This window comes from Arthrobacter sp. SLBN-83 (assembly GCF_006715285.1).
Classification (GTDB): Bacteria; Actinomycetota; Actinomycetes; order Actinomycetales; family Micrococcaceae; genus Arthrobacter.
Genome location: NZ_VFMX01000001.1, coordinates 3,222,891 through 3,248,352, shown reverse-complemented (window position 1 = coordinate 3,248,352; position 25,462 = coordinate 3,222,891). Strand labels below are relative to the sequence as shown.

The 25,462-nt window shown below is 64.8% G+C and carries 21 protein-coding genes; 13 read left to right on the top strand and 8 right to left on the bottom strand.

Going from position 1 to position 25,462, the window contains the following annotated elements; all coding sequences use genetic code 11:
- Window positions 1-105 precede the first annotated feature (105 nt).
- Both FBY30_RS15125 and FBY30_RS15120 read left to right on the top strand, forming a co-directional pair.
- Window positions 106-531, top strand: a complete 426-nt coding sequence (locus FBY30_RS15125; protein ID WP_142133547.1) for a helix-turn-helix domain-containing protein — start codon at window positions 106-108, stop codon at window positions 529-531.
- A gap of 115 nt (window positions 532-646) precedes the next feature.
- Complete coding sequence (locus FBY30_RS15120) at window positions 647-1,627, top strand: Abi family protein (protein WP_056387671.1); 981 nt, start codon at window positions 647-649, stop codon at window positions 1,625-1,627.
- Window positions 1,628-1,634: 7 nt separating this feature from the next.
- Here FBY30_RS15120 and FBY30_RS15115 read toward each other — a convergent pair whose 3' ends face one another.
- Window positions 1,635-2,126: a hypothetical protein gene (locus FBY30_RS15115; RefSeq protein ID WP_056387674.1), complete on the bottom strand. Its 492-nt coding sequence runs from the start codon at window positions 2,124-2,126 to the stop codon at window positions 1,635-1,637.
- 237 nt (window positions 2,127-2,363) lie between these two features.
- Between FBY30_RS15115 and FBY30_RS15110 the strand changes: the two genes are divergently transcribed.
- From FBY30_RS15110 to FBY30_RS15090, 5 genes are all read left to right on the top strand, one after another.
- Window positions 2,364-4,784: a type IA DNA topoisomerase gene (locus tag FBY30_RS15110; protein ID WP_200830699.1), complete on the top strand. Its 2,421-nt coding sequence runs from the start codon at window positions 2,364-2,366 to the stop codon at window positions 4,782-4,784.
- A gap of 252 nt (window positions 4,785-5,036) precedes the next feature.
- Window positions 5,037-5,936: a hypothetical protein gene (locus FBY30_RS15105; RefSeq protein ID WP_056387676.1), complete on the top strand. Its 900-nt coding sequence runs from the start codon at window positions 5,037-5,039 to the stop codon at window positions 5,934-5,936.
- Window positions 5,937-6,061: 125 nt separating this feature from the next.
- Window positions 6,062-8,263 (top strand): hypothetical protein, encoded by a 2,202-nt coding sequence (locus tag FBY30_RS15100; RefSeq protein WP_200830698.1) that lies wholly within the window; start codon window positions 6,062-6,064, stop codon window positions 8,261-8,263.
- Window positions 8,260-11,796 (top strand): hypothetical protein, encoded by a 3,537-nt coding sequence (locus FBY30_RS15095; RefSeq protein WP_056387683.1) that lies wholly within the window; start codon window positions 8,260-8,262, stop codon window positions 11,794-11,796. Before FBY30_RS15100 ends, FBY30_RS15095 begins: the two co-directional genes overlap by 4 nt.
- Before the next feature lie 77 nt (window positions 11,797-11,873).
- Entirely contained in the window at window positions 11,874-12,386 is a 513-nt protein-coding gene (locus FBY30_RS15090; protein ID WP_056387685.1) for a hypothetical protein, read from the top strand.
- A 107-nt stretch (window positions 12,387-12,493) separates the two neighbouring features.
- Here FBY30_RS15090 and FBY30_RS15085 read toward each other — a convergent pair whose 3' ends face one another.
- Window positions 12,494-12,958, bottom strand: coding sequence for a hypothetical protein (locus FBY30_RS15085; RefSeq protein ID WP_056387689.1), 465 nt, complete (start codon window positions 12,956-12,958; stop codon window positions 12,494-12,496).
- 129 nt (window positions 12,959-13,087) lie between these two features.
- Window positions 13,088-13,582 carry a hypothetical protein gene (locus FBY30_RS15080; RefSeq protein ID WP_056387692.1) on the bottom strand — a complete coding sequence of 165 codons (495 nt, stop codon included), beginning with the start codon at window positions 13,580-13,582 and terminating at the stop codon, window positions 13,088-13,090.
- Between the two features lie 680 nt (window positions 13,583-14,262).
- Between FBY30_RS15080 and FBY30_RS15075 the strand changes: the two genes are divergently transcribed.
- The 3 genes from FBY30_RS15075 (at window position 14,263) to FBY30_RS15065 (ending at window position 15,273) form a co-directional block, all read left to right on the top strand.
- The gene (locus FBY30_RS15075) at window positions 14,263-14,598 is read left to right on the top strand and encodes a hypothetical protein (RefSeq protein ID WP_056387696.1); all 336 of its coding nucleotides are present in this window, start codon (window positions 14,263-14,265) and stop codon (window positions 14,596-14,598) included.
- Complete coding sequence (locus FBY30_RS15070; protein WP_374111515.1) at window positions 14,576-14,905, top strand: hypothetical protein; 330 nt, start codon at window positions 14,576-14,578, stop codon at window positions 14,903-14,905. The genes FBY30_RS15075 and FBY30_RS15070 overlap by 23 nt, the downstream gene beginning before the upstream one ends.
- A 137-nt stretch (window positions 14,906-15,042) precedes the next feature.
- On the top strand, window positions 15,043-15,273 hold the full coding sequence (locus FBY30_RS15065) for a hypothetical protein (protein WP_056387702.1): 231 nt from the start codon (window positions 15,043-15,045) through the stop codon (window positions 15,271-15,273).
- Window positions 15,274-15,283: 10 nt separating this feature from the next.
- On the opposite strand, the gene FBY30_RS15060 is transcribed toward FBY30_RS15065, so the two are convergent.
- Both FBY30_RS15060 and FBY30_RS15055 read right to left on the bottom strand, forming a co-directional pair.
- The gene (locus tag FBY30_RS15060; RefSeq protein ID WP_160141484.1) at window positions 15,284-17,053 is read right to left on the bottom strand and encodes a recombinase family protein; all 1,770 of its coding nucleotides are present in this window, start codon (window positions 17,051-17,053) and stop codon (window positions 15,284-15,286) included.
- 185 nt (window positions 17,054-17,238) lie between these two features.
- Window positions 17,239-19,902 (bottom strand): UvrD-helicase domain-containing protein, encoded by a 2,664-nt coding sequence (locus tag FBY30_RS15055; RefSeq protein ID WP_056387706.1) that lies wholly within the window; start codon window positions 19,900-19,902, stop codon window positions 17,239-17,241.
- Between the two features lie 220 nt (window positions 19,903-20,122).
- Here FBY30_RS15055 and FBY30_RS15050 point away from each other — a divergent pair, with 220 nt between their 5' ends.
- Window positions 20,123-20,932 (top strand): hypothetical protein, encoded by an 810-nt coding sequence (locus tag FBY30_RS15050; RefSeq protein ID WP_056387708.1) that lies wholly within the window; start codon window positions 20,123-20,125, stop codon window positions 20,930-20,932.
- 90 nt (window positions 20,933-21,022) lie between these two features.
- On the opposite strand, the gene FBY30_RS15045 is transcribed toward FBY30_RS15050, so the two are convergent.
- Entirely contained in the window at window positions 21,023-21,724 is a 702-nt protein-coding gene (locus FBY30_RS15045; RefSeq protein WP_142133546.1) for a DUF6308 family protein, read from the bottom strand.
- Between the two features lie 65 nt (window positions 21,725-21,789).
- Window positions 21,790-22,581, bottom strand: a complete 792-nt coding sequence (locus tag FBY30_RS15040; protein ID WP_395858335.1) for a DUF6994 family protein — start codon at window positions 22,579-22,581, stop codon at window positions 21,790-21,792.
- 261 nt (window positions 22,582-22,842) lie between these two features.
- Between FBY30_RS15040 and FBY30_RS15035 the strand changes: the two genes are divergently transcribed.
- Together FBY30_RS15035 and FBY30_RS15030 are read left to right on the top strand one after the other, a co-directional pair.
- Window positions 22,843-23,142, top strand: a complete 300-nt coding sequence (locus FBY30_RS15035) for a DUF4193 domain-containing protein (protein WP_056387717.1) — start codon at window positions 22,843-22,845, stop codon at window positions 23,140-23,142.
- Window positions 23,114-23,530, top strand: coding sequence for a hypothetical protein (locus FBY30_RS15030; RefSeq protein WP_142133544.1), 417 nt, complete (start codon window positions 23,114-23,116; stop codon window positions 23,528-23,530). Before FBY30_RS15035 ends, FBY30_RS15030 begins: the two co-directional genes overlap by 29 nt.
- Window positions 23,531-23,837: 307 nt before the next feature.
- Here FBY30_RS15030 and FBY30_RS15025 read toward each other — a convergent pair whose 3' ends face one another.
- Complete coding sequence (locus FBY30_RS15025) at window positions 23,838-24,656, bottom strand: nuclease-related domain-containing protein (protein ID WP_235009457.1); 819 nt, start codon at window positions 24,654-24,656, stop codon at window positions 23,838-23,840.
- Between the last annotated feature and the right edge of the window lie 806 nt (window positions 24,657-25,462).

Sequence of the window (25,462 nt, the reverse complement as noted above, 5' to 3'; positions counted from 1 at the left end):
CTGTTCCCGAAGAGACAGCGGTGCAAGGGGTGTGGCAAGGGTCTGGCGCTGCGTCCCCAGGACCCGGTGCTGCTCGGGCTGTACTGCGCTCCCCGGTGCGCGGGGATGTCCAACCCCGCCTCCCGGGCCGAGGACGCCCCGCGCGAGTGCACGACCATGCGCGAAGGGAAGAAGGTCTTCAAGCGCCGCTACCGCAGCGAGGGCGAGATTCCGGACCGGCTCCGCGAGGATCCCTCGACGAGCTGGTACAGCTGTGGACACTGTGGCCACTGGCACCTGGGTCATACCCGCATGGGGACCGCCGAGAAGTTCCGCATGTTCGAGGACCTTGACGAGGACCTGCCGGACCTGTTGGTCAAGCTCCGGGGGAAGGCCTCCCACAAGCAGGTCGCCGAGGTCGCCGGCGTCCGTCCGATCCGGATCAGGGAGCTGGAGTCCGGTGTAGACCATCCGGAGAACCTGAAGACGCTCGGCAAGGTCCTGAAGGCCTACCGGGTTCGTCTGGGCGTCGCGCTGCCGCCCGGACGGTGATCAGCGCCGTACAGCATCAGCGATGCATGGACAGACGATCCGTGCTACTTTATAGCCATCACGATCAGCCCGTTGCCGCAAGGCGCGGGCTGATTTTCTTTTCAGGGGGAGGAACGTGGCGGAGTACGCGAAGCCATGGCTGTCGGTCGACGCGCAGATCGACCGGCTGGCGTGGCACGGGGCCGACGTCGGGGACCGGGCAGCCGTGCTGCTGGGTGCCGTCGGCTACTACCGCCTCACCGGCTACCTCTACCCCTTCCGCGAGTCCGAGCGCTACGCCGACGAGGACGGGCGCTCCCGCATCCGGGTGCTCAGCGGCTACCGGCCGGGCACGACGTTGCGCCACGCTGAGGAGATCATCGACTTCGACCGGCAGCTGCGCATGCTCGTCATGGACGGCGTCGAACGCATCGAGGTCGCCGCGCGGATGCGGATCGGCTATGTCCTCGGCCGCCGGTCCCCTTTCGCCTACGAGGACCCGGAGTGCTTCACCGAGGCCTTCACAGCCGAGAGCACCGATGTGCGGGATCCCGCGCCGAGCCCGCATGTGCGTTGGCTCCAGCGCGTCAACGAGCGGCGGGCCAGCTCCGACGAGCAGTTCGTGGAGCACTTCAGGCAGAAGTACGACGACAGGATGCCGGTGTGGGCGCTGACGGAGATCCTTGAGCTGGGACACCTGTGCGTGCTTTACCGCGGCATGCACCAGCAGGATGCCGAGGAGATTGCCCGTGAGTTCGGCGTGCCGACGAAGAAGGTCATGATCAGCTGGCTCGCCAGCCTGAACTACGTGCGGAACGTCGCTGCCCACCATGCCCGACTGTTCAACCGCAAGCTCCAGAACGCGCCGTCGCGGCCGAAGGTCGGAGTGGTGCCGGTGCTGGACCACCTGCGCGATGAGCAGACCGCCAAGGGTGTCTTCGGCACGTACAACGCCCTGGCCGTAATCGCGTACCTGCTGCGCGCCATCGACCCGGACACCGGTTGGTCCGGTCGGCTGGCGGCTCTGCTTCGCCAATTCCCGGTCTCACACGCCCTGACCATCGAGTCGATGGGCGCGCCTGTGGGCTGGGAGTCGCTCGAGCTCTGGCGCGGCTGAGGCGGAGCTAGGACCGGACGGTGAGCCGGCCTTCCTTCATGTCGTCACGCAGCTGCGACAGCATGTACCAGTGCGCGCCCTTGGGCTTGAGTGAGATGTAGTGCTCGTGCTGCTTACCATCCTGCTCCCAATCCAGGACCATCTCCGGACGGCGCAGCAGGCCCTGGTATTCGTCGACGTCGGCACGGATTTCCACGCGCACACGTTCGTCCGCAGGCGGCACCAGCAGCACCGCGACGTCGCCCTCGTAGCTCAGTGAGACCTCCTGGGCGAGGAGCCGCCGTACGTCGGCCGTGCAGATCTCTCCGCGGGCGACGTCGAAGACGTTCTTGCCGTGCGTGGCGCTCTCCCAGGCATCGATGCACTCGATCAGCATCGAGCACCCCTGGGCGATACGGATGATGTCCGCCTCGTCCGGCGGCCAGCTGCCCTCCTGCATCTCGATGAGCATGCTGCTGAAGTCCTGTGGTGTGCGCAGGAAAGCGTGGTCGAGGGCCATGGGATTCGTGCTCCTGGGTCGGGCGTGAGCGGGTGGCGACTCTATAGACGTTACCTCGATCCGGGGTCGCCGTGAATGATCCAGGCCCTCTCTGACCGGCGTGCCGGCGCGGGTCTCGCCGCTCCCATTCGACTCGCTGTGCGACTCGCTTAGACTCGCCATTCAACTCATTCTATCGATAGACTTGTGACTGATTTATGAGTCGACTGGTTTATGAGTCACCGACGAAAGGGAGTCATGATGGTTGTCGGGATCCTCACCGAGAAGCCGAGCGCGGCGCGGCACTTCGCTGCAGCCCTCGGCGGCATGAACGGCACGTACAACGGGGAGCAGTTCGTCATCGCCCACGCCCGGGGGCACCTGTACGAGTTCGTCGATCCGCACCGGATGGTGGCGGATCCGGACGTGGCCGGGAAGTACCGGACCTGGGACCTGGGCAACCTGCCCTGGGACCCTCAGCAGCTGGACTGGAGCCTGGAGGTGATCAAGAACGCGAGCGCTGTCGCCGCGGACGTGAAGCGGACCCTGGGCAAGTGCGACGAGATCGCGATCGCCACCGACGTCGACCCCACGGGCGAGGGCGGCATGATCGCGGTCAATGCCTTCCTCGAGTTGGGGCTGAAGCCGGGCAAGTGGTCGCGCATGTACTTCACTGATGAGGCTCCGGCCTCGCTGCAGAAGGCCTTCGCCGCGCGCAAGGTCATTCCGTCACTCCTGGACTTCGACGAGTACCGCAAGGCGCGCTACCGCTCACAGTTCGACCTGCTCTCGATGCAGTTCACCCGCATCGCCACGAACATGGCCCGCCAGTCCGGGCAGGACATGGTGCTGCGCCAGGGCCGGCTGAAGTCGGCGATGGTCAAGCTCGTCGGCGACCAGCTGAAGGCGTATAACGACTACGTCAAGAAGCCGTTCTTCCAGAACCGGTTCCGTGACGAGAACGACGTGATGTACACGAACCCGGAGGAGCCGCGGTTCGACCAGAAGGACCAGGTGCCGAACCAGTACGACCCCTCCCCCGTCGTGCTCGACGGCAAGGCGACGAAACAGACCCCGCCACCGAAGCTGCTGGACCTGGCCGCACTCTCGTCCATCCTGGTCGGCAAGGGAATCAGGGCCCAGCTGGTGCTCTCGACCTACCAGTCCATGTACGAGGCCCAGGTCGTGAGCTACCCGCGCACCGAGGACAAAACGATCACGCCTGAGCAGTTCAACGAGCTTGCGCCTCTGGTGGACAAGATCGCCGGCGTGGTCGGGGTGGATCGCAAGCATCTGACGCACCGCGAGCCGCGCAAGGCCCACGTGAAGCCGCAGGGGGCGCACGGTGCGAACCGTCCCGGCCCGAAGGTGCCGTCCTCGCTGGACGACGTCGAGCAGCGTTTCGGCAAGGCCGGCCGCCTGATCTACGAGACCCTGGGCAAGAACTACCTGGCGATGATTGCCGAGGACTACGTCTACGAGCAGCAGAAGGGCCACGTCAAGGACTATCCGGACTTCGTGGGCATCGCCAACGTGCCCATGTCGGCGGGCTGGAAGGCGGTGTTCGATCCGGACGCCGGCGACGACACCGCCGAGGGCGACGAGAACGAGTCGGCCAAGGGCCTGGGCACCAACGCTGAGCCCTTCGTCTTCGAGGGTGCGAACAAGCGCCCCGAGCACCCGAGCATGAAGTGGCTGATGAAGCAGCTGGAGAAGCGCGACGTGGGCACGGGTGCCACCCGGACCTCGACGTACTCCGAGGTGACCTCGACGAAGACGAAGTACCCGCTGCTGCTGGAGAAGGGCCGCAAGCTCACCCTCGCCGAGGCCGGGGACATGAGCTGGCGGCTGCTTCCGGGCACCCGGATCGGCGACCTGGCGCTGACCGAGAAGGTCTATGCCGATATGAAGGAGATTGCCGTAGGCACCGGCCCGAGCGCAGAGGAGCGCCTCGCGGTCGTGGCCGACTGGGTGCGCGAGGACATCGCGACCATGCAGAAGAACGCCGCGACGATGCGCTCCGCACTGGGGCTCAAGGAGGAGGCCGTCACCCGGAAGGAGCGGGCGCAGGGCACCTGGGCCAAGACGGGCAAGGATGTGGTGTTCGCGCGTGAGTGGGGCGGCCACCGCTTCACCGACGACGAGGTCGCCCGGCTGCTGGCCGGGGAGACGATCGAGTTTTCGGCGAAGAGCACCACGGGCAAGGCCTATGAGGTCTTCGGCGAGCTTGGCGAGGGCACCTTCAAGGGCCGGACTTTCGTCGGGTTCCAGAAGCTCGGCTTCGGCCGGCGCGACGCCAGCGGCAACGCGCTGCCGCCGGCGTCCTGGTGCCACTACACCTTTACGCCCGAGGAGATCGACCGCCTCATGGTTGGCGAGGGCGTCGAGTCAAGCGACTTCGTCTCAAAGAAGGGCAACCGCTTCCAGTGCAAGGTCTTCTTCCGCGAGGAGAAGAAGGGTGAGGGTAAGAAGATCGTGCCTGACTTCGAGGCCTCCCTGGACTCCCCGCCGAAGAGCTGGTGCGGGGTTGCCTTCACCGACGACCAGCTCGCGGCACTGGCCGCGGGCAAGACGATCAAGGGTACGGGCTTCACCTCGAGCAAGGGAAAGAAGTTCGACGCCGAGCTTCAGTGGAGGAACGAGGGCGGCAAGAAGAAGCTCGTCCCCTCCTTCGGCTGAGGTTGCGCGGACTCGTTCCTGAATGATTATTCGGATGCCAGTCCGATAGACTGCCCGTCCACTTAAATCAGCACGCCACGGTACCGCCCGACGGCATCGGATCGCACGTCCGAGTCGCTGGGCGGTGCCATTCTTGCGTCAGTCGCGCTCGATTCGATAGGTCTATCTAAGGTAGAGTGGTCATGTATCCCTCATCTATGAGGGCATTCGGACAGGCGCAGACAAATCAGTGGTGGCAGCAGGGAGAGATTCATGGCGAAGATGTCGTACAAGGTGCCGACGAGCCTCAACAGGTCGTTCCTCGACCACGAGATCACGCTCAGCAAGGGCGGCTGGGCGGCCAAGCCCTCCCCCATCAAGCAGCTGTTCTTCTTCGGCGGGGGCGCGCTGGCGCTGCTGTGGGCGGTGACGCAGACCTTCGTGGCGAGCTCGGGTCCGGTGTTCATCACGCTCTTCGTCATCTGGGGCCTGGCACTGATCGTCTACTTCGGCGGCATGACCAAGACCAAGGAGCTGCGGGCGATGAACGTGCCCGCCCTGCTGGCATACGCCCCGTCCCGGGCACGCAACGTCTTCACCCGCCGCAGCTCGGACCCGAGCGACTTCCACTCGATCGTCGGTATCGACGGCATCGAGGAGGACGGCCGGATCCACTTCTCCGACGGCGGTGAGGGGCAGGTCTACTTGGTCGTCGGTTCAGCGTCGTACCTGCTCTTCGACGAGGACCGCATCGGCATCCTGGACCGGGTCGACGCCTTCTGGCGCAAGATCGACACGAACTGCGAGTGGGCCTTCGTCACCACGAAGGAGCCGCAGCGGATCTACCACCAGGTGGCCTCGCTCGAGCACCGCAACCACGCCCTCGCGGTCCGCGACCCTGACCTGATCGAGCTGCAGAACGAGCAGTATGACATCCTCACGCAGCACGTCGGTGGCAAGTTCACCTCGATCCACCAGTACCTGCTGCTCAAGGGCAAGAGCGCTGACGCTCTGCGCCGGGCGCACATGGTGCTGCAGTCCGAGGTCGAGGGGTCCGCGCTGATGATCAAGGAGGCTACGGTCCTCGACCGCGAGGAGACCGAGCCCATGCTGCGGGTCTTCTACCAGGGCATCGAGGACGACCTGCACTCTCTCAAGGCCTCACTGAACTGACCGGGCCGAGCTGGACGAACAAAGGAAGGACGAAGGGTGACATGGCGCTGATGACGAAGGCCCGCGCGCAGCTGGGCATTCCGGGGAAGAAGCCCCGGGGCGGGGACGCGACGGCCGTGCCGGGCGTGGATGAACTGGAGGCCGCTCTCGACGGCGATCCCGCCACGGGCGGGACGGCGGAGCCGTCCGAGGTGACCGCGCCGGCGGTCGCCGCTGAGCCGGCCGAGGTGGCCGAGCCGAACAAGAACTGGTGGCAGCGCCGCCAGGAGATGAAGAAGCTGGAGGGGCGGTTCGACTCGTATCCGCACCTGCTGGCGCTCAAGCCTCGGGAGAAGTACGTCTTCCGCTCCGACTACTTCGAGGTCGACGGTTCCGTGGCGTGCGTGCTCGCGTTCTTCCACGACGACGCCGCGCACGACAACTTCGCCGCGTTCTGGGGCATCGACCGGATCCCGGACGGGCTCAACGAGCGCGTCACCGCGGTCGTCCTGGAGCAGGTGCGCCGGATGGACGAGAAGTGGGTGGATTCGTTCACCAAGCAGTCGGAGAAGCTCGACCGCCTTGACGCGAACGAGCAGGAGGAGACCGGCACGACCTCTTCCAAGCGCAAGGCCGCCAAGATCTCCTCCGACCTTGAGGTCACCATCGGCGAGATCCAGGACGGCGCGAGCTACCTGTCGGTGCACAACCGCCTGTTTCTCAAGGCTCCGGACCTGGAGACGCTGGACGACTCGGTCGACCGCGTCACGCGGCTGTACATCGACCGCTTCGGCACGCTGAAGGCTGCGGCGTACGCCGGCGAGCAGCGCCAGGAACTCTCGGGCCTGTTCAAGAACAACGAGAAGAAGCGCGGCAAGGGCTTCCACTTCACCTCGACCGAGCTCGCGGGTTCGTACTCGCTGGTGACTAACGGCCTGAACGACCGGGGCGGCGAGTACGTCGGCTACATGGTCGGCGACGTCAACAACTCGGCCGTACTCATGGACGTGAACCGGTACGAGCACCACGTTGTCGTGGCAGACGCGACCCTGAGCGAGTACCTGGACCGCCAGCGTGTGTCGAACATGTGGTGCTCGAAGATCTCGCAGGCCTGCATGCTCGGCAACGGCTCGGTGGTCCACCTCGTGCTGGACGGGGCGGACCTGGACAAGCTCGGCCCGAACTTCGAGCGGCTGACCTCGCGCGTGGACCTGAACCGCGGTGACGTCAACCCCTTCGAGCTGTTCGGCGACGAGGACGACGAACTGACGGTCTTCGCCGCGCAGATGGAGAAGCTCAAGCTGATGTTTGAGCAGCTCTACGAGACCACGGACGGGGCAATCGGCTCGATCATCCGCTCCGCGCTGGAGGACACGGCGACCGACTTCTACGTCGAGCAGGGCATGTGGCGGCACAACGCCAAGGACCAGCGGCACCGCCTGCGCGTGGTCAACATCCCGCACCAGCAGGTGCCGCGGCTGCAGATGTTCGTCTCGTACCTCGACACCGCGCACAAGGCCCTGCTGAACTCAAGCAAGACCGACCCCGACCAGCTGCGCGCGTACAACGTGCTGCGCGGCATCGCGAACACGATGCTCAGCACGAATGGCGACCTGTTCAACAACCACACGGCATCGGCCGTGGACGGGGTCCGGGATGCCCGGCGCGTGGTCTACGACTTCTCGCGGCTGATGCGCCGCGGCAAGGGCGTGGCCATGGCCCAGCTGGTCAACATCGTCGGCTTCGCCGTCGGCAAGCTCGGGCTCGGGGACACCGTGGTGATCCACGGCACCGAGCAGATTGACGACCGCGTCAAGAAGTACCTGCACGACCAGTTCGACCACATGCACGAGCGCGGCGGCCGCGTGGTCTACAGCTACAACGACGTGGACAAGATGCTCGCGGACTCGGACTTCAACAAGTTCGACGCCGCGGACTACACGCTCTTCGGGCCGATGCGCGACCGCACGGTGGCGGAGTACCAGAAGCAGCTGCACCAGCAGATCCCGCCGGACCTCGCCCAGCTCATCACGACCAAGGGCGAGAACCTTACCTACCTGCGCCGGGACGTGTCGAACGTGGTCTTCCACCTCGACCTCGCGCTGGGGATCAACCCCTTCCGCGAGGCCCAGCGCAGGCAGGTTCGTCTGGAGGCCGCCAAGGCCGACGAGGCGGCCCGGATGGACCAGCTGATGAAGGACGAGCCGGCACCCGGCGCGAAGCTCACCAGTGCCCGCCAGAGCGTCGAGTCCGAGGAGGACCGCTCCGAGGACCATGTGGGGCGGGCCGACCGCAGGAAGGCCATGAAGAAGGCCGGGACGGCCCCGTGGAAGCTGGGTAAGTCATGACGGCCATCACGGACACGACAGACAGGAAGGGAAAGATGAACGGGACCATCACGCTCGCGGCGCGGGCCCGGGCCGCGGCGACTGCCCGGGGCGGGCTGGTGCGCGTCCTGGCTCTGTCGCTGCTCGTGGCACTGGTTGTGCCGCTGCTGATGACGGTGTTCGCGCCATCGGCGCACGCTGCCGACGACGAGGACCGCGACAATTACTCGCTGTACCAGCTGGCGTCGAATGCCTCGACGTACTTCAGTCAGGAGAACTCTCCCGAAGGCAAGGACAAGCCCGAGGATCGGATGAACGAGGACTGGCGGGCGATCACCGCCGACCCGGCGACGGGCGGCGACATGCTCGGCTACGCCGACTCCGAATTCAGCCTCTTCAACGTAGTCGGTTGGCTCTTCGCCGAGGCGACGGGCTCCACGCAGACCATCGGGTACGACACGCTGAATGCGACAGCCAGCGGCAGCGGAAAGAACGTCTACTCCGGCATGGTGGACTACGCCCACTTCGGCGCGGCCAACGCCGACCTCGGCCTGGACACGATGTCCTCGGGCATCGGTGGACAGATCCTGTCGCTCATCGGCGGCGGCGCGATCTGGCTGCTCTACGCGATGGCGCTGGCCGTGGGCACGCTGTTCTATCTCATCATCCAGCTGTTGAAGGTGCTGAACCCGTTCATGTGGTTCTACCAGGCGGTCGCCGGCGTCGCGGACTCCGGCGGCAATACGAACAGCGCGCACCAGCAGGACCTCGCCGACGGGATGACCGGTGGCCAGGCCGGCGGCGGTGCCCTCGCGGGCCTGCAGCACTGGATCGCAAGCTGGTACGGCCTGCTGCAGTCCATCGCCTGGGAGGCGCTGGTCCCGCTCTTCATCGGGTTCCTGATTATTGGCCTGGTGCTGTTCAAGAAGATGGACCGCGGCTCGGCGATCAAGAAGCTCGTCGTGCGCGTCGTCTTCATTGGCGTGGGCCTTCCGCTGATGGGTTCGATGTACACCGGCGTCCTGGACAAGTTCGATGACTCGCTGCTGGGCCAGCACGCCGGCCCGACCCGCGTGGTGCTCTCCACGTACGTGGACTTCGAGGCCTGGATGATGAACGACCGCCTCGGCGTTCCTGATGAGGCCGTTATCGCCTGGGACAACGGCCAGGCCAGCAACAACGCGATGATGTCGGTGCGCACGACGGCACTGGCGATCAACAAGCAGGCGCACGGTTCGACCTTCCGCGACATCAGCGTGGGCCCCGGTGCGACCAATGCCGAGACGGCCTGGAAGAACAGCCTGGTCGGCATGGAGGGCAGCCCGGCGGGTGACTTCAACGCCGTGGGCGAGACCTTCGGCATGCTCAACAGCTACATCTCGGGCCAAATTACATCGGCGTCGGACTTCGAGTCGGGCATCAAGAGCGCGATCACCAACCTGCCGGTCAACAGCGACGTGAAGAAGGAGTGGTTCATCGACAAGAAGTCCTACGGTGACAGCGACAACTTCGGCGGGCACGGCGAGTCGGACTACATCCCGACCAACCACCCGGTGCTGGCGGTCGGCGGCAAGGGCCTGACCTCCTCGAACCCGGGCGGGAACACGACGAGCTTCTCGACCCAGGGCACCAAGCACGGCTGTGGGTTCTCGGTCTGGGCGGACAACGCCCCGGTTTCCTGCAACATGTCGGCGCTGTCGGCGTACAACTACCTGAACACCGGCTTCGGCCCCGACTCGATGACGATGTACAGCTCGAACAACGTCACCAGCGGCCTGACCCGCGAGGACCACATGGCGGTCAGCCAGGTCGGCACGGGCCCGGCGAAGTTCATGTACTGGCAGAACGCCGGCGTCGTCCTGGGCAGCATGGTCCTGCTCGGCTTCTGGTACGCCATCGGCATGCTGGTGGGCGCGGTCAAGCGCACCTTCAGCCTCGTGGCCGCGGTGCCGTTCGCCACGCTGGGCGCGATCGCCGCGATCAGCAAGGTGATCGTCTACTCCGTCGCACTGATCCTCGAGGTGCTGGTGACGCTGTTCATCTACCAGTTCGTCTCGGAGCTGCTGATCTCCATCCCGGACATCATCTCCGGACCGGTGTCGGCCTGGATGTCCCAGGACGGCCTGTGGGGCTCAGGCATGCTCGGCGGGATCATCGTGGTCATCCTGACCCTGATCTCCTCGCTGCTGATCATCGGCATCACCTTGGCGCTCCTGCGGGTGCGCAAGGTCGTGCTGCAGGCGATGGACGAGGTGTTCACCAAGCTGGTGGACAAGTTCCTCGAGACCAACACCGCACCGAAGCCGGACAAGAGCAGCATGCTCCCCGCGCTGGCTGCGGGAGCCGGGGCCGGAGCGGGCATGGCCATGGGTAACAAGCTCGCCTCCGGCGTCGGCGGCAAACTCGGCGGCAGCGGGGCCACGAAGCCCGGCGGCACCCCCGGTGGCGGCAAGGGCTCGTCGACCAACGCCGGCGGCCTGAACGGTGAGCAGAAGTCGCTTGCTGCCGGGAAGGGCGCACTGGCCCTGGCCGCCGGTCCGAACGACGGTCCGGAAGCCGGCCCCGACGGCGGCAGCCCCGCCGGTCCCGGTCCGGTTCCCGGCGGTGGTGGTGACAGCGGCGGCCGCGGCCCGTCCGCTGGTGGTCCCGAGGGTCCGGGCGACAAGGGCGGTCCTCTGCAGCTCACGGGCGGCAAGGCGGGGAGCTCCCGCTCCGACAAGGAGACTGCTCAGACCTTGAGCGGCAAGGGCGGCCTGTCGAACCTCGGCTACAGCACCGGCCAGGGTCCCTCCTCGCGGGGCGGCCAGGCCACCGGCGGCCAGACGAGCTTCGGGCTCGGCGGCGCGCAGGGTGCTCCTGGTACCGGGCAGCAGGGCCATGGCCAGGGTCAGGGCCAGAAGCGCGACGGGCTCACGGGCGGCACCGATAGCGGTGCGCACACCAGCGGTGGCCGCAAGGCGGACGCCGGCCAGTCGGCACCGACGCAGTTCGGCACCGGACAGCAGGCGGCTCCGGCCTCCTCGGGCCAGGGCCCGCGCTTCACCGCTGGTACCGGCGGGCCCGCGCAGGTGAACCCCGTCATCGCAGCGGTCCCGGGGATTCCGGGCACCCGGGCGACGCGGGCCGCCGAAGGCCAGCAGCCGCAGGCCAACGCGGGTTCCGGCTCCCGTGCTGTGCAGGCGGGACCCGGTATCCCGCAGGCCAACGGCAGTCAGCGCCGCAGCCCGCAGGCTCCGATCCAGCCCCGCACCGGCGCTCCGGCGCAGGCGCAGGGCCAGTCCGGTCAGCGTCTGCAGGCCCCGGCTCCTGCTCCTGCTTCTACCCAGCCCCGTGTCGGTGGCCGGGTTACCGGAGGCACTCAGGGCAGCCAGGGTGTCCAGCCGACTCCACGCAGCGGACGTCGATCGGCACCGGCGGCTCAGGCTCCGAAGGCCCCGGCCCCGAAGCCGTCGCAGCCGGCTCCGGCCCAGCCGCGGCGGACGGCGGATCCGGCTCCGAAGCGCACGGACGGTCCCGTGTCGCGGAGGAAGCCGGCTGAGGACCCGAAGAACTGATCGTTGGTGATGAGGGCGGCGCACTCCGACAAGGGGTGCGCCGCCCTTTGCCTGCCACGGGGGAAAGGATGGAACGGATGAATCTGCGAGGCAAGGCGCGCGACGAGTTTCCGCTGGGCTGGTGGCACTCGGGGCGCTGGTGGCTCGAGGGAGCGCGCGAGCTGGCGGTGAACTGCCTGGCCGCGTTGGCTGCTGTGTTCTTCCTGCGCGAGGCGCTGCGGCTGGTCCGCCATCGCGACAGCCCCGCTGATCTGGCGCGCCGGCGGGTGCCGACGGAGGGTTGGGTGGCCGGGCTCCTGCTCGGGTGCATGGCTTTGGGTAGTTCAACGGCCCTGGCGGCCCTGGCAGCACAGACGGGCTCCTCTGAACGGAGACTGGTCCAGGCTGCGGTCCTCATCGCCATCTTGTGGTGGCTGGCCAACGTGGTCGTTTCAGTAACCGCGCTTGCCGTGCTGGCCAGGTCGCGGGTCCGGCACCGGGACACCTGGGCCGAGATCGATTTCGTCGAGACACATGCGCCAAAGTACGGACGGCCGCCGGAGACGATCGAGGAGTACCGGGCGCTGCGCCTGAAGGGCGGACGGCTGTAGGGCTCATACGGGACTGCCAGCCAGTCAGACACAAGAAGACCCCGTGGACGTGATGTCCACGGGGTCTTCCTTTCCCGTCGGGCGGCAGTCGTACTGCAGCACCGGCCTCAATCCCTCCGGGGGCCCTTGTCGAAGATCCGCGAGATGCGGTCGATTCCCTCGGCGCTGAAGATGTCCGAGACGGCACCGGCGGTCCCGCTGCGCGGCAGCTCCGAGCGCAGGGTGAGCTTGGCGTACCCCCTGGTCGGCCGGGACTCGATGACGTAGACGATCTCGTGCGAAACGAAGGCCGAAGTGGCCGAGTCCGGCTTCTTCTGGTGGGTGAGCACCCGGAAGCCGGCCCGGGTGCCGATGTAGTCGAAGAAGCGTGTGAGTTTCTCCTCCTCGAGCTGCCGCCGCTCCCCCGCGTTGCGGCCGGAGACTTCGATCAGCTGGATGTGCGTGCAGTCCACATCGTCCGTCGGCCGGCGGATGTCGTCGAAATCCCAGGTGGCTCTTGCCGTGCGCAGCTGCTCGTCGCTGGGGTACGCCACCCGCCCCTTGTAGTACCTGATCGGTCCGATGAGCGTCATGCCCGACCTCCTGCATCCTGTCTGGCGCGCGGGCGCATCCCGGGAGAGAAAAGGCAGAGCCCCGCGGACGCGTGGTCCACGGGGCTCCGGTGCTGCAGGTCGATCGGGGCAGTCAAGGGGTCAGCCTCCTCAGCCGCAGTACTTGGTCTTGACGGCCTTGCCCTGCTCGCTGTCGACTGGCACGAGCACGACGTCGTTGACGCCGTTGGAGAAGACGAACTCCATGGTCGACTTGTCCTTGCCGAAGCTGATCGAGCCGGTCTCGGTGGTGCTGCGGCCAGCCTCGGTCCAGTCCACGGAGGACTTGGACTCGTTGATCTTGCCGGTGCCGCGGACGGTGTAGGCGTCCTTGAGCTCGCCCTTCGCCGCGGCCGCCTTCGGGTCGTCGAGGACGGAGTTGATGGAGTGGCAGGCGAGGTCCTGGCGGCTGGCGGTGTCGAAGTAGGTGATCTGGTCACCGTCCACGACGACGATGTCGCCGTTCTGTCCTTCCGAGGTGGCGAAGTACCGCCCGTCCCCGCCGGAGCTGCTGCAGCCGCTGAGCACGAGCGCGGCGCATGCCAGGGCTGCAGCGGTCGCGGCCAGCTTCGTCCGCGTCACGTGTGCGGTCCTGGTGATGTCCATGGTCTTCTCGTCCTTCTGGTCGGTCCTGTCGTCCTGGCTCTGTGTCCAGGCAATGAGTGTTCGGAAGGTCCAGCGTCTCGGCTCCACAGTTCAGAACTGTTTCCCCGAGCCCCCGTTCCCAGGCCATGCCCGGGAGCCGAAGCTGGACTATCCACGCCCGCCTGGACGGACGATCTGCTCAGCCGGGGCTGAGCAGGATTTCCACTCGTATACCTGTTTTCTCTACCAGTATGGCAGACCACGTACCACCTGTACCACCTTGCACATGTCAGTCAGGAGATGACAGGGACAACTCCAGACACAGAGAGCAGCACGCGGATCCCTGCGCGGAGAACGCCTGCAGGACCCCGGCGTCGTGTCCGGTGTGCCACTCGGACCCGTCGGGGCCGGGGGTTACACCGCACGCGGGGAGGAGGTGACCGGGTGTGGAGTAGAGGTGGTGGACGGTGCAGGGGGCAGAAGCAGCTGGCATGTCCCCATTGTCGGACACTGCGCCGCTTTGTGCCGAACCGGCAGCGGACCAGGATCAGTCCGTTCCGGACGTTGTCGGAGCCCTTTTATAGCTTGGTGCCCAGGGGATCGAAAAACAGGACCAAAGGTGATTCCCGGGAGAGAGGCGGCCGGCCGTAGCCGCCATCTTTGTGGGTCGCCTATTCGAATATGTGTTCTAAGGTTGTGTTATGTCCTCCGAAGAGTTCGCCGCTGCACTGCAAGCGCAGTATGCGCGGCGGGCCGGCCCGATCGGGCTGACCGTGGAGGAGCTCGACTTCGAACATTTCCCGGCCAAGAACGGGTATCCCGGAATCCCCGTCAAGGCATGGATCCGGTTCCCGAACTGCGCAGAACTGGTGGACGGCGAGGTCTTCGCCTGGACAGCGAAAGCGGTCGAAGTGACATGGAAGGACGGGCCGGTGACGTACCGGACCTGGGTGTGGAGTTCGGCGGTTACCCGCCGGGAAGAAATGATTAACAGGAATCTTGGAGAGCGGACCCGTGGCAGCAACAGCATCAAATAGCAAACCTCTGGACGCTCCAGTGGAGGTCCGCTTCACGGCGAAGGGGGTTCCCCTGGCCGTCAGGCATGACGGCAGGATCTGGGCCGTGGCCGCGGAACCTGTGCACTGGTTCACCCGTGCCGACTGGTGGAACACCGCCAAGCGGGCACCGGTGGGCAGCGGCGACCTGATCAGCGTCGAACACTGGCAGGTTCAGGTCCGGTTGACGTCCACTTCGGCGCTGCGAACCTTCGAGCTGCGCCGCGACCCTTTGTCCGAGCAGTGGCTGCTGGCCGGGATCAGCGACACCGGGGCTGCCGCGGCCTGAGCCCGCTCCATCTCGTCGACTCATCCCCGAGTGTGACGATTCGACTCGTATCAGATTCCATTCGATTGATCCTCTGACTCATTAGTTGATAGAGTGCCGATAGGCATTCAAAGCACAGCTATCTGAGGCAGGCAGTCATGACAGGACAGGTCACCACCGCTGAACGCGGTGTGGCTTCGTCTGCATCTGCCTCCCCGCGCAGGCCAGTGCAGATCTCGGCGGCAGCTGCAGCCGCGATCGCCGTCCGCCCGATCCCGGTGGAGGCCATCAAGGCCGGAGCCGCCGTGGCGGCCTCGGTGGCCATCCGGCGGGCGGAGGCAGCTGAGGCTGCCAAGCCTGCGCACTTGGGTCGCCGTCGGGCCGCCTAGTCCCCGAGAGTCAGCTCCACGACTGGCGTGAGCCCTTGACCCCGTGCTTGTTGCGGCGGTGGCTGGGCAGCCCGGGCAAAGGGAATTCCTGGCCGCACTCAGGACACGGCACTGGCTGCGGGTGCGCGTAGTTCATGTGGTGGCGCAGGTTGTTCCGGTAGCGGAACGTCCGGGGTTCTTCGCACTTGGGGCACTGGTAGCTGCCGTTCGAGGGCATGAGCGAGTACCCGCCCCCGCGGCGCGGCTCCTGGTCGTCAGCTTCGCCGAGATACCAGAAGCCGATCCGGCTCAGGTTCGTGCCCTGGGAGCCGAACATCCCCTTGACCGACCCGCGCTTTCCGTCGTCGGCGTAGACCACGACCTTGCGGAGGAAGGCCCTGATGATCGACTTCTGCTCCGTCTCGGAGAGCTCGAGGAACTCGGCCCCGCTGATGTCGGGGATCGCCCTCGGTCGCCCCTCGGTCTTCTCCGAGATCCGCATCTCGATCTGGCCCTTGAGGGCCTCCTCCTCACCGATGCGGTTCAGCAGTGCCGACATCGCGCTGGCCGGCGCGGTGTTGATCTGGGCCCGCAGGATCAGGATGGAGTCCCCCAGGGCATCAGCCTGTTCGTGGAGCTCGGACAACTCCGAGCTCGCGCTCCCTTCCGCGGCCTGGTTCAGCCTCTCGGCCTGCAGCTCCATCACCTCGGGGCTGTCGAGCGATCCGGCGACGACGTCGCGGATGAAGCGCTCCAGGGCTTCCCTGTTGATTGCAACGCCGGGGCAGTCAGCGCCGCGCATCCGTCCGTTGCACACGTACGATCCCGACTCACCCATCGACCTGTTGCTGGTCATCTTGGTGCCGCAGCCGGCGCAGTAGACGAGGCCGACCAGGGGAAGGCCTCCGGCGCGGGCCCGGGTCCGCTTGAGCGGTTGGGGCTTCATCAGCAGGCGCAGGGTTTCCCACTCGGCCTCCGTGCAGACCGCCTCATGACTCTTGACCGGACGCCCATCCTTGTCGATGACGATCTTGCGCGTGTCGCGGAAGTCCGGACCTGGGCCGCCGCCGCGTCCATCGGCCTTGGCCGTGAGCGAGTTGTATCCGGCCAGGAGCGGATGGCGCAGTAGCGAGGCGACGGCGCGGTATTGGAACGGCCGGCCCTCGCGGTTGGTCAGACCCTTCTGGTTGAGCTCCCGGACGATCTCGGCGACGGAGAGTCCGTCGAGCCGCCATTCGACGATTCGGCGGACGGTCTTGCTCTCCTCCGGGTGCAGCTTCAGCGTCTTCACGCCGTCGGCGTTGCGCTGCTCGGGCCGCATCCAGCCGTACGGCGCAGGGCCGTTCCAGCCGCCCTTCTGGCGGATGTTCTCGGCGGTGCGCTTCAGCCGCTTGCTCGTGGTCGCCGCCTCGGTCTCCGCCAGGCCGCCGAGGACGGAGATCAGCAGGATGGTGTCGGGCGATCGAGGGGCGAACACGCGGTCATGGGTGTAGATCGTGACGTTGTGGCGGTTGCAGGTGTCGACGATGCGGGCGGTGTCCATCAACCGACGTGCCAGCCGGTCAAGGTCCCGGACGTAGAGCGCCTTGACGTCGCCTTCGGCGAGGACCCCTTCGAGGCGGTCGCGCTCTGGGCGGTGCCGGTCGCGGTAGGCACTGACGACTTCTTCGAAGATGTCGTGCTTGGCGACCGTGTGGTGGTGCTTCCGGCTTTCCGCCATAATCCAGGCACGCTGGTCGACGAGCGACGCGTTGCCCTCGGTGGGATCTTTGGATCTGCGGATATAGGCAACGGCTCGCACCCGTAAAGCATACATTTTTAAGGGTGGTGACCCTCGTGGTCTGTGTATCGGTGTGATGATGGCCTCTGCAAGTGCTGCATTCCGCAAGGCTCGGCTTGGCCGACCACGTGGGTCGGACTCGTCAGCCGCCAAAATATCGCGAAGCGTAGAACGTGCGCCTCGGAACATGGAAGGCATCCTTGTTCCTAACTATCAGCGAGTTTCATCGTTCCTTTGCAGGTCGGGTACCCGGTGCAGCCGAAGAACCGGCCGTAGCGCCCTTTGCGTTCCCTCATCGTGTGTTTCTTGCATTTCGGGCAGACCACGGGGGTGATGTCGTCGCCTGTCGCGGATCGGATCTTGACGACACGATCTCCGACCAACTCGAGGAGGAACGCTGATTCCCTACCGGCGCGCGTCACCAAGAGCGCTGAGCGCTTGGCACGGGTCAGTGCGACATAGAACAGGCGTCGTTCTTCTGCGTGTGGGTAGGAGTCGGGGGCGGCCATGGCCAGTTGCAGGAGAGCATCATCCTCGACAATGCTGGGGAATCCGTTCCTCTCAAGGCCGAGCACAACGACGTAGTCTGCCTCCTTTCCTTTCGAGGCGTGCACGGTGTTGAACTCGATGGTCAGGTTGGCGTATCTGGCTTCCAGCGCCGAGGTGACATCGTCCTTGGACCGGGAGTACCGGCCGAGCAGCAGCACAGTGGCTGGCTCAGTGAGCTCTGAGTCAAGGGTTGTCAGGTGCTGCCGAACGGCCGATCCGTAGTGGCTGCGCTCCCGTACACTGACGGCGCATACGGTCTCGTCAGCCTCCGGCGCTGAAGATCGGACGTTCTTGGAGATTTGATTGGGGTTTTTCATCACGAATCCACCCGCGACATCGCACAGGGACTGCGGGGACCGGAAGGTGCGGTCCAGCCAGATGGTGGACGCTGTCCCGAACCAATTATCGAAGCGGGTCATCACACTGAGGTCTGAGCCCGCGAACCTGTTGATCGACTGCCAGTCATCACCGACCGCGTAAAGGTAGTTTCCAGGAGTCTTCATCAGCGCCCTCACCAGCGCCGCACGGGCAGAGCTGGTGTCCTGCATCTCGTCGACCATGACGAGCCGGTAAGGGCTCATCCAACGGCCCGACTCGACGTGATCGGTTGCGAGATTCAGCATGTCCTCGAAATCGATCTGGCCCGCGGCTCGGAGCTGACGGTCCCATTCGGCGAGGATGACGCCGTACAGGCGTGTGAAGAGCCTGGCCCGCAAGGTTCGGCTGGCCCGCTGCGTCAGCACGTCAGGGGTGAGGCGGTTGCCCTTCGCGTGGGCCATGAACGACCGCATCAGCGTCATCATGGCTGGTTCGGTGATCGGAGGCTCCCCTACCGCCTCCCGGTAGGGGTCTTCCTCGAGTTGGATTCCGTGTCGGCGGAGCTCCTGTTCGAGGTGCTCGAACCCGGACCCGTCCCGGATGGTTGCCGAGGTTGTCTCGATAAGTCTTGTGCTGTATCGAGTGTGGGTCTGACGCCGCCACGCCACACTCTCGGCATACCCGTCAAAATTTGGCGGCGGGTTGCCGTCTGAACCGAGCGCCCAGTGCTCATGCCAGACGTCGATGTCCGGATAGTAGAAGTCCGGCTGATACTGACGGTGGTGCGCGTCCGCAACGTCGTGCGCGTAGGGTCGCTCGTATTCATATCGGACGCCGTTCAGGAAGAGCCAGTTTGCGATCATCACCTCTTCCTGGCTCTTGACGACCTCCCCTGCGAGAGTGCCGAAGCCGTTAATACCTTTGTTCCTGTCCCACGTCTCAGGCTCGTCTTCGTCCCCGAGGTCCGGCAGTTGCCTGCCGAACACGAGCCGGAAAAGGTCCCAGTCACGCCGGAAGGCCGGGTCCCGGTCACGGAGCCCATCAACGATCGCCGCGAGCCGCCCGATCCCGTTGCCATTGGTGATGTCATCGGGGACTGAAGGTTTTCGACCGGTGGCTTCACCGACGACTCGCAGTCCGAAGGCGTGAAAAGTGCTCGACGCTACCGACGCACCGTCATCGCCGAGGCGAGAGACAAGCCGCTCCGAGAGCTCACCGGCTGCCTTCTTGTTGAATGCGAGGGCAAGGATCTCCGTCGGCTGGGCGATGCCACGCCGGATCGCATACCCGGCGCGGGCTACCATCGTCGACGTCTTCCCGGAGCCCGCGGCCGCGATAACACGCACCCGGTTGTCGAAGCAGACCGTCGCCCTCGTCTGCTCTTCCGTCAACGGCGACTTCTCGACCTTGCGGAAGAAGTCGGCAAGGTCGTTTTTCTCCCACTCCAGGAACGCCTCGTTGCGCTGGGCAGCCCACCTTGACAAGTCAGTGGTGCAGCAGGCGTCGACTGCGGCACGCTGGTCCTCACGTTTGCCCTTGGGAAGCCCGGAGAGCCTCGGATCGCTGTCGGCAGCCAGCCACACAGCGACGTCCGGACGGGAGTCCGCGAGCGCGGCGATCGTGTCCTGGTCCGCCCACCGTAGTCGGTCCATCACATCCCGGACCCGGGACCACCACAGGCTGGCCGCCTCGCCCTGCTCCTCAGCCTTTGAGAGCAGGGCGGCGAGATGCCGTCGCTCATCGAGCTCGGAGTGGTACGAAGCGGCAACCTCACGCACCGCGCGACGAGACAGCCCATTGAGCACCGTCTCCGTCCCGTGGACGAGAGTGACGATGAGCTGCCCTGAGCCTTCATCGACTGCGAGTCCGAGGACGTCGATGACATCAGCGTCCACCTCCCGGGGGATTCCGCAGACGCGCAGGCGGCCCTCACGGATCGACAGCACCCATGACCCGGCACCTCTGAACGCGCGTGCCCACCAACCCGGCTTCCACTCCGTCATGCTTCCCCCGACTCACACACGTCTTCAAAAGGAGACTATTTGCCCTCTTTCCACGGTATCAGCGAGGAATTGTGTGTCGTCGAGTGCGTTCACCGCGTTCGTGCTGATCCGCAGGTACTGGACTCGGCGGGCTTGCCCGTCAACCCTTCGATGGCATGGTGGAGGCGGGCCTCCCCATCATGGAAGGATATGGCAGAGGTCTTGGGAGAAGGAACGGGTTGTGAGCACCACACACGAAGAAGTGAAAGCCGACCACGGGGCGCAAAAGAAACGTCCGCTCGTCCGCGTTGAGCCGCAAAGCCACCGTGACGACGGGTCGCCCATCGCAGGTGAAGGTCAGGCGTATGTGACCCGGTCGGGCAAGCTGTTCCACACTCAATGGTGTGGGATCATGGACGGCCACTGGCGCGCCACCAATGGAGGCATCTACTTGACCATGCTTGCGGATGTGGGCCTGCGGGGACGTTGCCCGCAATGCGACCAGGACCCTGAAGAGAAGAAGCGCTCCAAATTGGAGCGTGCGGAGAAGCGGGCAGAGAGGCTGCGACTCAAAGAAGAAGCGAAAGCTGAGCACCGGGCAAAGGAACGGCCGCTCGTTCGCGTTGAGGCGCAAAGCCACCGTGACGACGGGTCACCTGTGGCAGGTTACGGACAGGTGTACGTCACACGAACCGGGAAACTGTTCCACACTCAGTGGTGCTCGATCATGGATGGTCAGTGGCGATCCGGCCAAAGAGGCATCTATGTGACCATGATGGCTGATGTGGGCCCGAGGGGACGCTGCACGCAATGCGACAGGGACCCTGAAGTGATGAAGCGCTCCAAATTCGAGCAGGCAGAATTGCGGCGACTCAACCAGGAACTGGATCAACTGGGCAGGACCATAGCGCGAACCCTCGTGGTGAAGGGACCGGAGGGGGTCAACACATTGGGCCCTCAAGTGATCCGGTTCAGGGAAACCGAGGCAGAGCTGACTGCATTGTCCGGTCGCGTCGGGGGCTCGTACTCATACGAAGCTCCGAACTCGTAGTTACTCCTTCATCGGACGACATCGGCCGGCTGCGAAGCTGGCGCGGACGGTTGCGAGATTCGACCAAGTTTGTCGTGGCTTCGCTGTGCTTCAGCCGGCGATTCCGAGTTTGCCGGCTCGCCCGCCCTTGATGCCATGGTCCTTGCCGTAGCGCCACAGGATGGCGTCGATGATGCGCAGTTCGGAAATGGGTGTCTGGACCGTAGAAAGCTTGTGAATGCGCCCCAATCGTCCAGCAAGTTCGGGGTCTTCCATGAAGAGGTTGTGCCAATTCAGCCATTGGCCTTCAGAGGTGTCTTTGCCCACGACTGCCCCAATTACTTTGTCCCAGATGGGGATGAGATGCGGTCGCTTCCTCGCCATGATCTTGCTGGCTGTGGTGGCCCCGACATCCCAGCGCGTTTTGGGTGTGCGTCTCAGCTCCTGCCAGAGCAGCCATGGGGGGCTGCCCTCCCCGAGAGTGGCTTCTGCTTCGGCGACCGTGAGGTCGCTCATCTTCACGTCGGTGGGTATATCAGCCAGGAGATCTCGTATTTTCCCCGCCAACAGCTCCTCCTGCAGTCCGATGATGGCCTGGGCCGGCACTTTGACGCTGAGCATGGACACGGCGACGGCGTCGCTGTCGGTGATCCTGTCCCTCACCTTCGGGTTGTCGCCGCGGTTCGCCCATTCATCAAAGTAACTGCCGGTACTGAGCAACCCCGTCTTTGTGGACGGTTCAAGGTAGTAGCGCCGGAGCAGTTCGGCTGCGGCTTCGACGTTATCTTCTTTCAGGATGGCTGGTAGTTCCATGAATCCCCCTATGGCTCCAATGCGCGGACTATGACCCTGACTGACCCTGCGACGTCGCTGGGTAGTCAGTCTGTATGGCGAACCTCAATTCCGGGGTGGTTCTCCATGACCCAGGCGGCCATCCGACGGCTCCGTGCCGAGATGAACTCCAGCGTGGCCTCCCGGTACGTTACGTACTCGTCTTTTGTGGCCGGCATCCCGGAACGCTTGAAGTTGTCGAAGGGCAGGTAGAACCGAACCTCTTCGTAGTCGGGTGTCACGAGGTCTTGAAAGTGGAAGAACTCCACAAACTCCTTGAACCCGTCGAAGAGCGCAAAGAAGTCCGCGTACGCGTTGATGACATCGGCCAGAGGGCTCTCCGGCTCTCCTGCGTAATGACGCCGGATGCACTCCAGGGTCAGATCCATCCGGTCGGCGATGAGCGACCTGAACCCCCGGGCCTGGTTCATCGTGGGTCGGTCCTTCTTCCTGACGGGCCAGATCATCGCGCTGCCGATGGTATACGGCGGATTCAGGTAGCGGGACCGCTCGTCTTCGTTCAGCGAGGCGATGGCGTTCGCCAGAGACCTCGTACGTGCCCGGTCGGTGTAGGAGTGCGTGATGGCATCACTGCCGTACCAATGCCTCGCCTCGGAGGGGTCAGTGAAGATGAGGTAGCCGTCCCCACGCTTCGGCGGCGCGGTCGGTTCGAAGACGACGCCGGGTCGCAGCTCCTTGGTCCACAGCAGCTCGTGGTCCGCCCGGAGATTCGGACTGCCACTGTCCGGGTCAGTCCCTGGAGGGGTGTCGGTCATGTAATTGAACGAAGTATCGAAGACGCGCGGCTGTTGCTGCTGCGGGTATTCCGGATCACTCAAGGTTCCCCCAAAGACCAGAGTTATAAGACGAACGAACCGGTGGTTGGGTCCGCAAATGTCTCGGCCATCGGCTCTGTCCCAGACTAGGTGTCACTTCCTGATATTGAAACCCCAAGTGGCCGACTGACTCTCGGCAACGCCCATGTTCCCTGGGGTTCTGATTGTGTGCCCATGCAGCACTGCACTTTCAGGGAATTCTTCCCATGTCCTGTACGTTGCAGGATCGGTAATACCCCCTCAACAGAGAAGAGATGCACCTCCGTGGCAACCGATTACGATGAGCTGCGCACCGACGTCAAGGAATCCCAGGAAAACTCCCTGGAGGCCCTGAAGTCCGCCAAAGCCCCGGATGCGAAATCCGTGGTTCAGGAGCTCGACGAGGCTGACGCCCTGGACGGCCTGACCCCTGGCGGGGAGTTCATTGCCGAAGAGCTGGTCGTCCAGGTCATTCCGCAGGCTGATGATGAGTTCACTTGCTGGTCCTGCTTCCTGGTCCGCCACCGTTCGCAGAAGGCCCGCGAGAAGGACGGCCATGCCTACTGCGTCGAATGCGAAGACTGAGCGGTTTTGGCCGGCTGTCCCGGAGCATATCTGGAACAGCATCCGCGAAGAATTCACCCTGCCGACAGCGGCAGACCTGGAGACGCATTTCCAATCCCTCGGCGACCCGGAGGCCATGCGCCGGGCAGTTCGGGTATTCATCGGCGAGGGAACCTTCTGCCCGGGCTTCCAGCTCAAAGATGGGCTCTTCCACGAAGCGGTGCTGCGCCTCTTTGACCAGGCGATGAGCCTGAAGATTCCTCATAACGTGTTCGCCGCCTGGATGGTCAGCCCACTGCCGGCAGAAACCCGTTCCCGGCCAGTGGACATACTGGGCAGCATGACGCTGCTCCAGAGCTCCTTGGTCGCCTTTGGTGACAGGTACCGGCCGGCCGAAAAGCGTAACTAGCGGCTTGGCTCTGCCGTATCCTAAGTCAGATGGCTTCGTGGAGGGCATGAATAAATGGCTGCACATGTACCCGACCTAGCGGGCATCCTGCCCGCGGTCCAGAATCTGACGAACCTCGCGAAAAGCTTCGAAACGGCGGTTGGCACGGGCTTCCCGAACTGTGACGACGTCGAGGGGGCCCATGCTTCATCATGGGAGCCTGGGCAGGCGGCCGGACTGCAAATTCACTACCGATCGATGCCTGACTCGTTCCCGCAAGCTATCCCCTCGGTGTGGTTCCGAGCGGCCTGGAACGTGGGCACCTGACTCAAGCAGGTTTAAACCGGGAGGCAACCGTCTCACGCATCCTCGCCACCGCAACGTCGCCGGCTGGCTCTTCTACAAGCACTTTGGCCAGCCGTTTCGGCCAGAGTACATGAATGCCATGGGTCGAGAATGCGCCTCCGATCAAGGGCCAGTCGGCTTCAACAAAGCACAGCGCCCCGGTGACCGGAACATCCCCGACGAGGTCTCGCACGACGTCGACCTGTTTGAGCACCCCATCGACCAATTTCGTGCAATCCCGTCGGCCGACGAGGAGCTTCTCGACGCGGGGGCGAAGGATGCCACCCTCGATCTTCAGTTCAGGCCGTCCCTTGTAGCGTTTGGCGTCGATGACCCAGATTCCACTGGAAGTGATGGCTATGTGGTCGATGTTGGCCTTAGATCCGGGGATGCGTCGGTCGTGAAGGACGGCCAGGCCATCGGCGGCTAGGGCATCCAGCCGAGCGCCGAGGCGTTCCTCGCCAATCGCGCCTCGATCCCAGGCCTTGGTGCTTTGGCGTTCGTCGGAGACGGCGACTGCGATGCCGCCGAATGGCCCCCACTTCTCGCGGAGCTTTTCCTCGTCTTTCGCTTGGCGACGCTCATACTCGCGTCGGGCTGACGAGCCAGCGATTCCGGACTCAGTGGACAACGAGTTATCACCAACTCGTTCCAGGTGGGGGGTTGTTTCCGGGGTCTCGGTGGCACACTCCAAGCATCGGACGGTCTTCGTCTCGCTCTCGTAGATCGCTTCCGTCCCGGCCGGAAGAGATGCACCGCACAGCCGACACGCTCCGGCGTACCGGAGCCGCATCTTCTTCATGAGGACACAGGGTGGAGCATCGACACGGACCCAATCTGCTTGTAGATCACGGCGGTTAAAATGCGGATACGTTTACCATGGCTCAATCCTCGCCCACCGCATGTCAATTCCCTGCAAACCGTCCCAGGAGCTGAGTGGAAATCTTGACCGCCGGCCTTCCGGCGAGCTGTGATGACCTCGGGTGAACGCCCCGTAGGTCACTACGTTGTCTGCTGGCTGTCTGTATCCGGGAATTCACGGAGTGTGGCCGCTATGGCTCTGACTGCCGCCGGGTCCTCGGTCCAGTGCCGGGCCGTACGTGTGCAGGCGTGGAAGTTTTTCACTTTCGATGCCTTGGCGGCCTCAGTTAGTTCTGCCCACGCTTCCCGCAGTTCCGCTTGGAGCTCAGGTGACATGGGCGCGCCGGGGACGCGTTCCGCCGCCACGACTGGACTTATGGGTGCCGCGGTTGCGCCTCTTCGCCGAAAAAGACTTCTAAGACCCATTTCTGTTCCCCCTTTCCCCTCTGCCCAGAGTATCAATGTCCTCTCAATGCGTCCGGGACACTACGACCGAGCGCCCAGCCCCATGGCCAAGCGGATAGCAGCAGCCGAACAGACGCGTTATTCCCGTGCGGCGGGCGGCGTTTCCAACGCCGGAAACAACCCCGATCCATGCCCCAGACAAAGAGAAGAACGACAACTAGGAACTCGTTCGTTTGACCTCTTAGTCCAGTCGATGTTCCATGCGCTCTGCTGTACCGTGGCGGCTGAAGGCCTGCCGGTCCCCCATCGGTGGGCCTTCTTTTTCCCTCACTGCGGGGCACG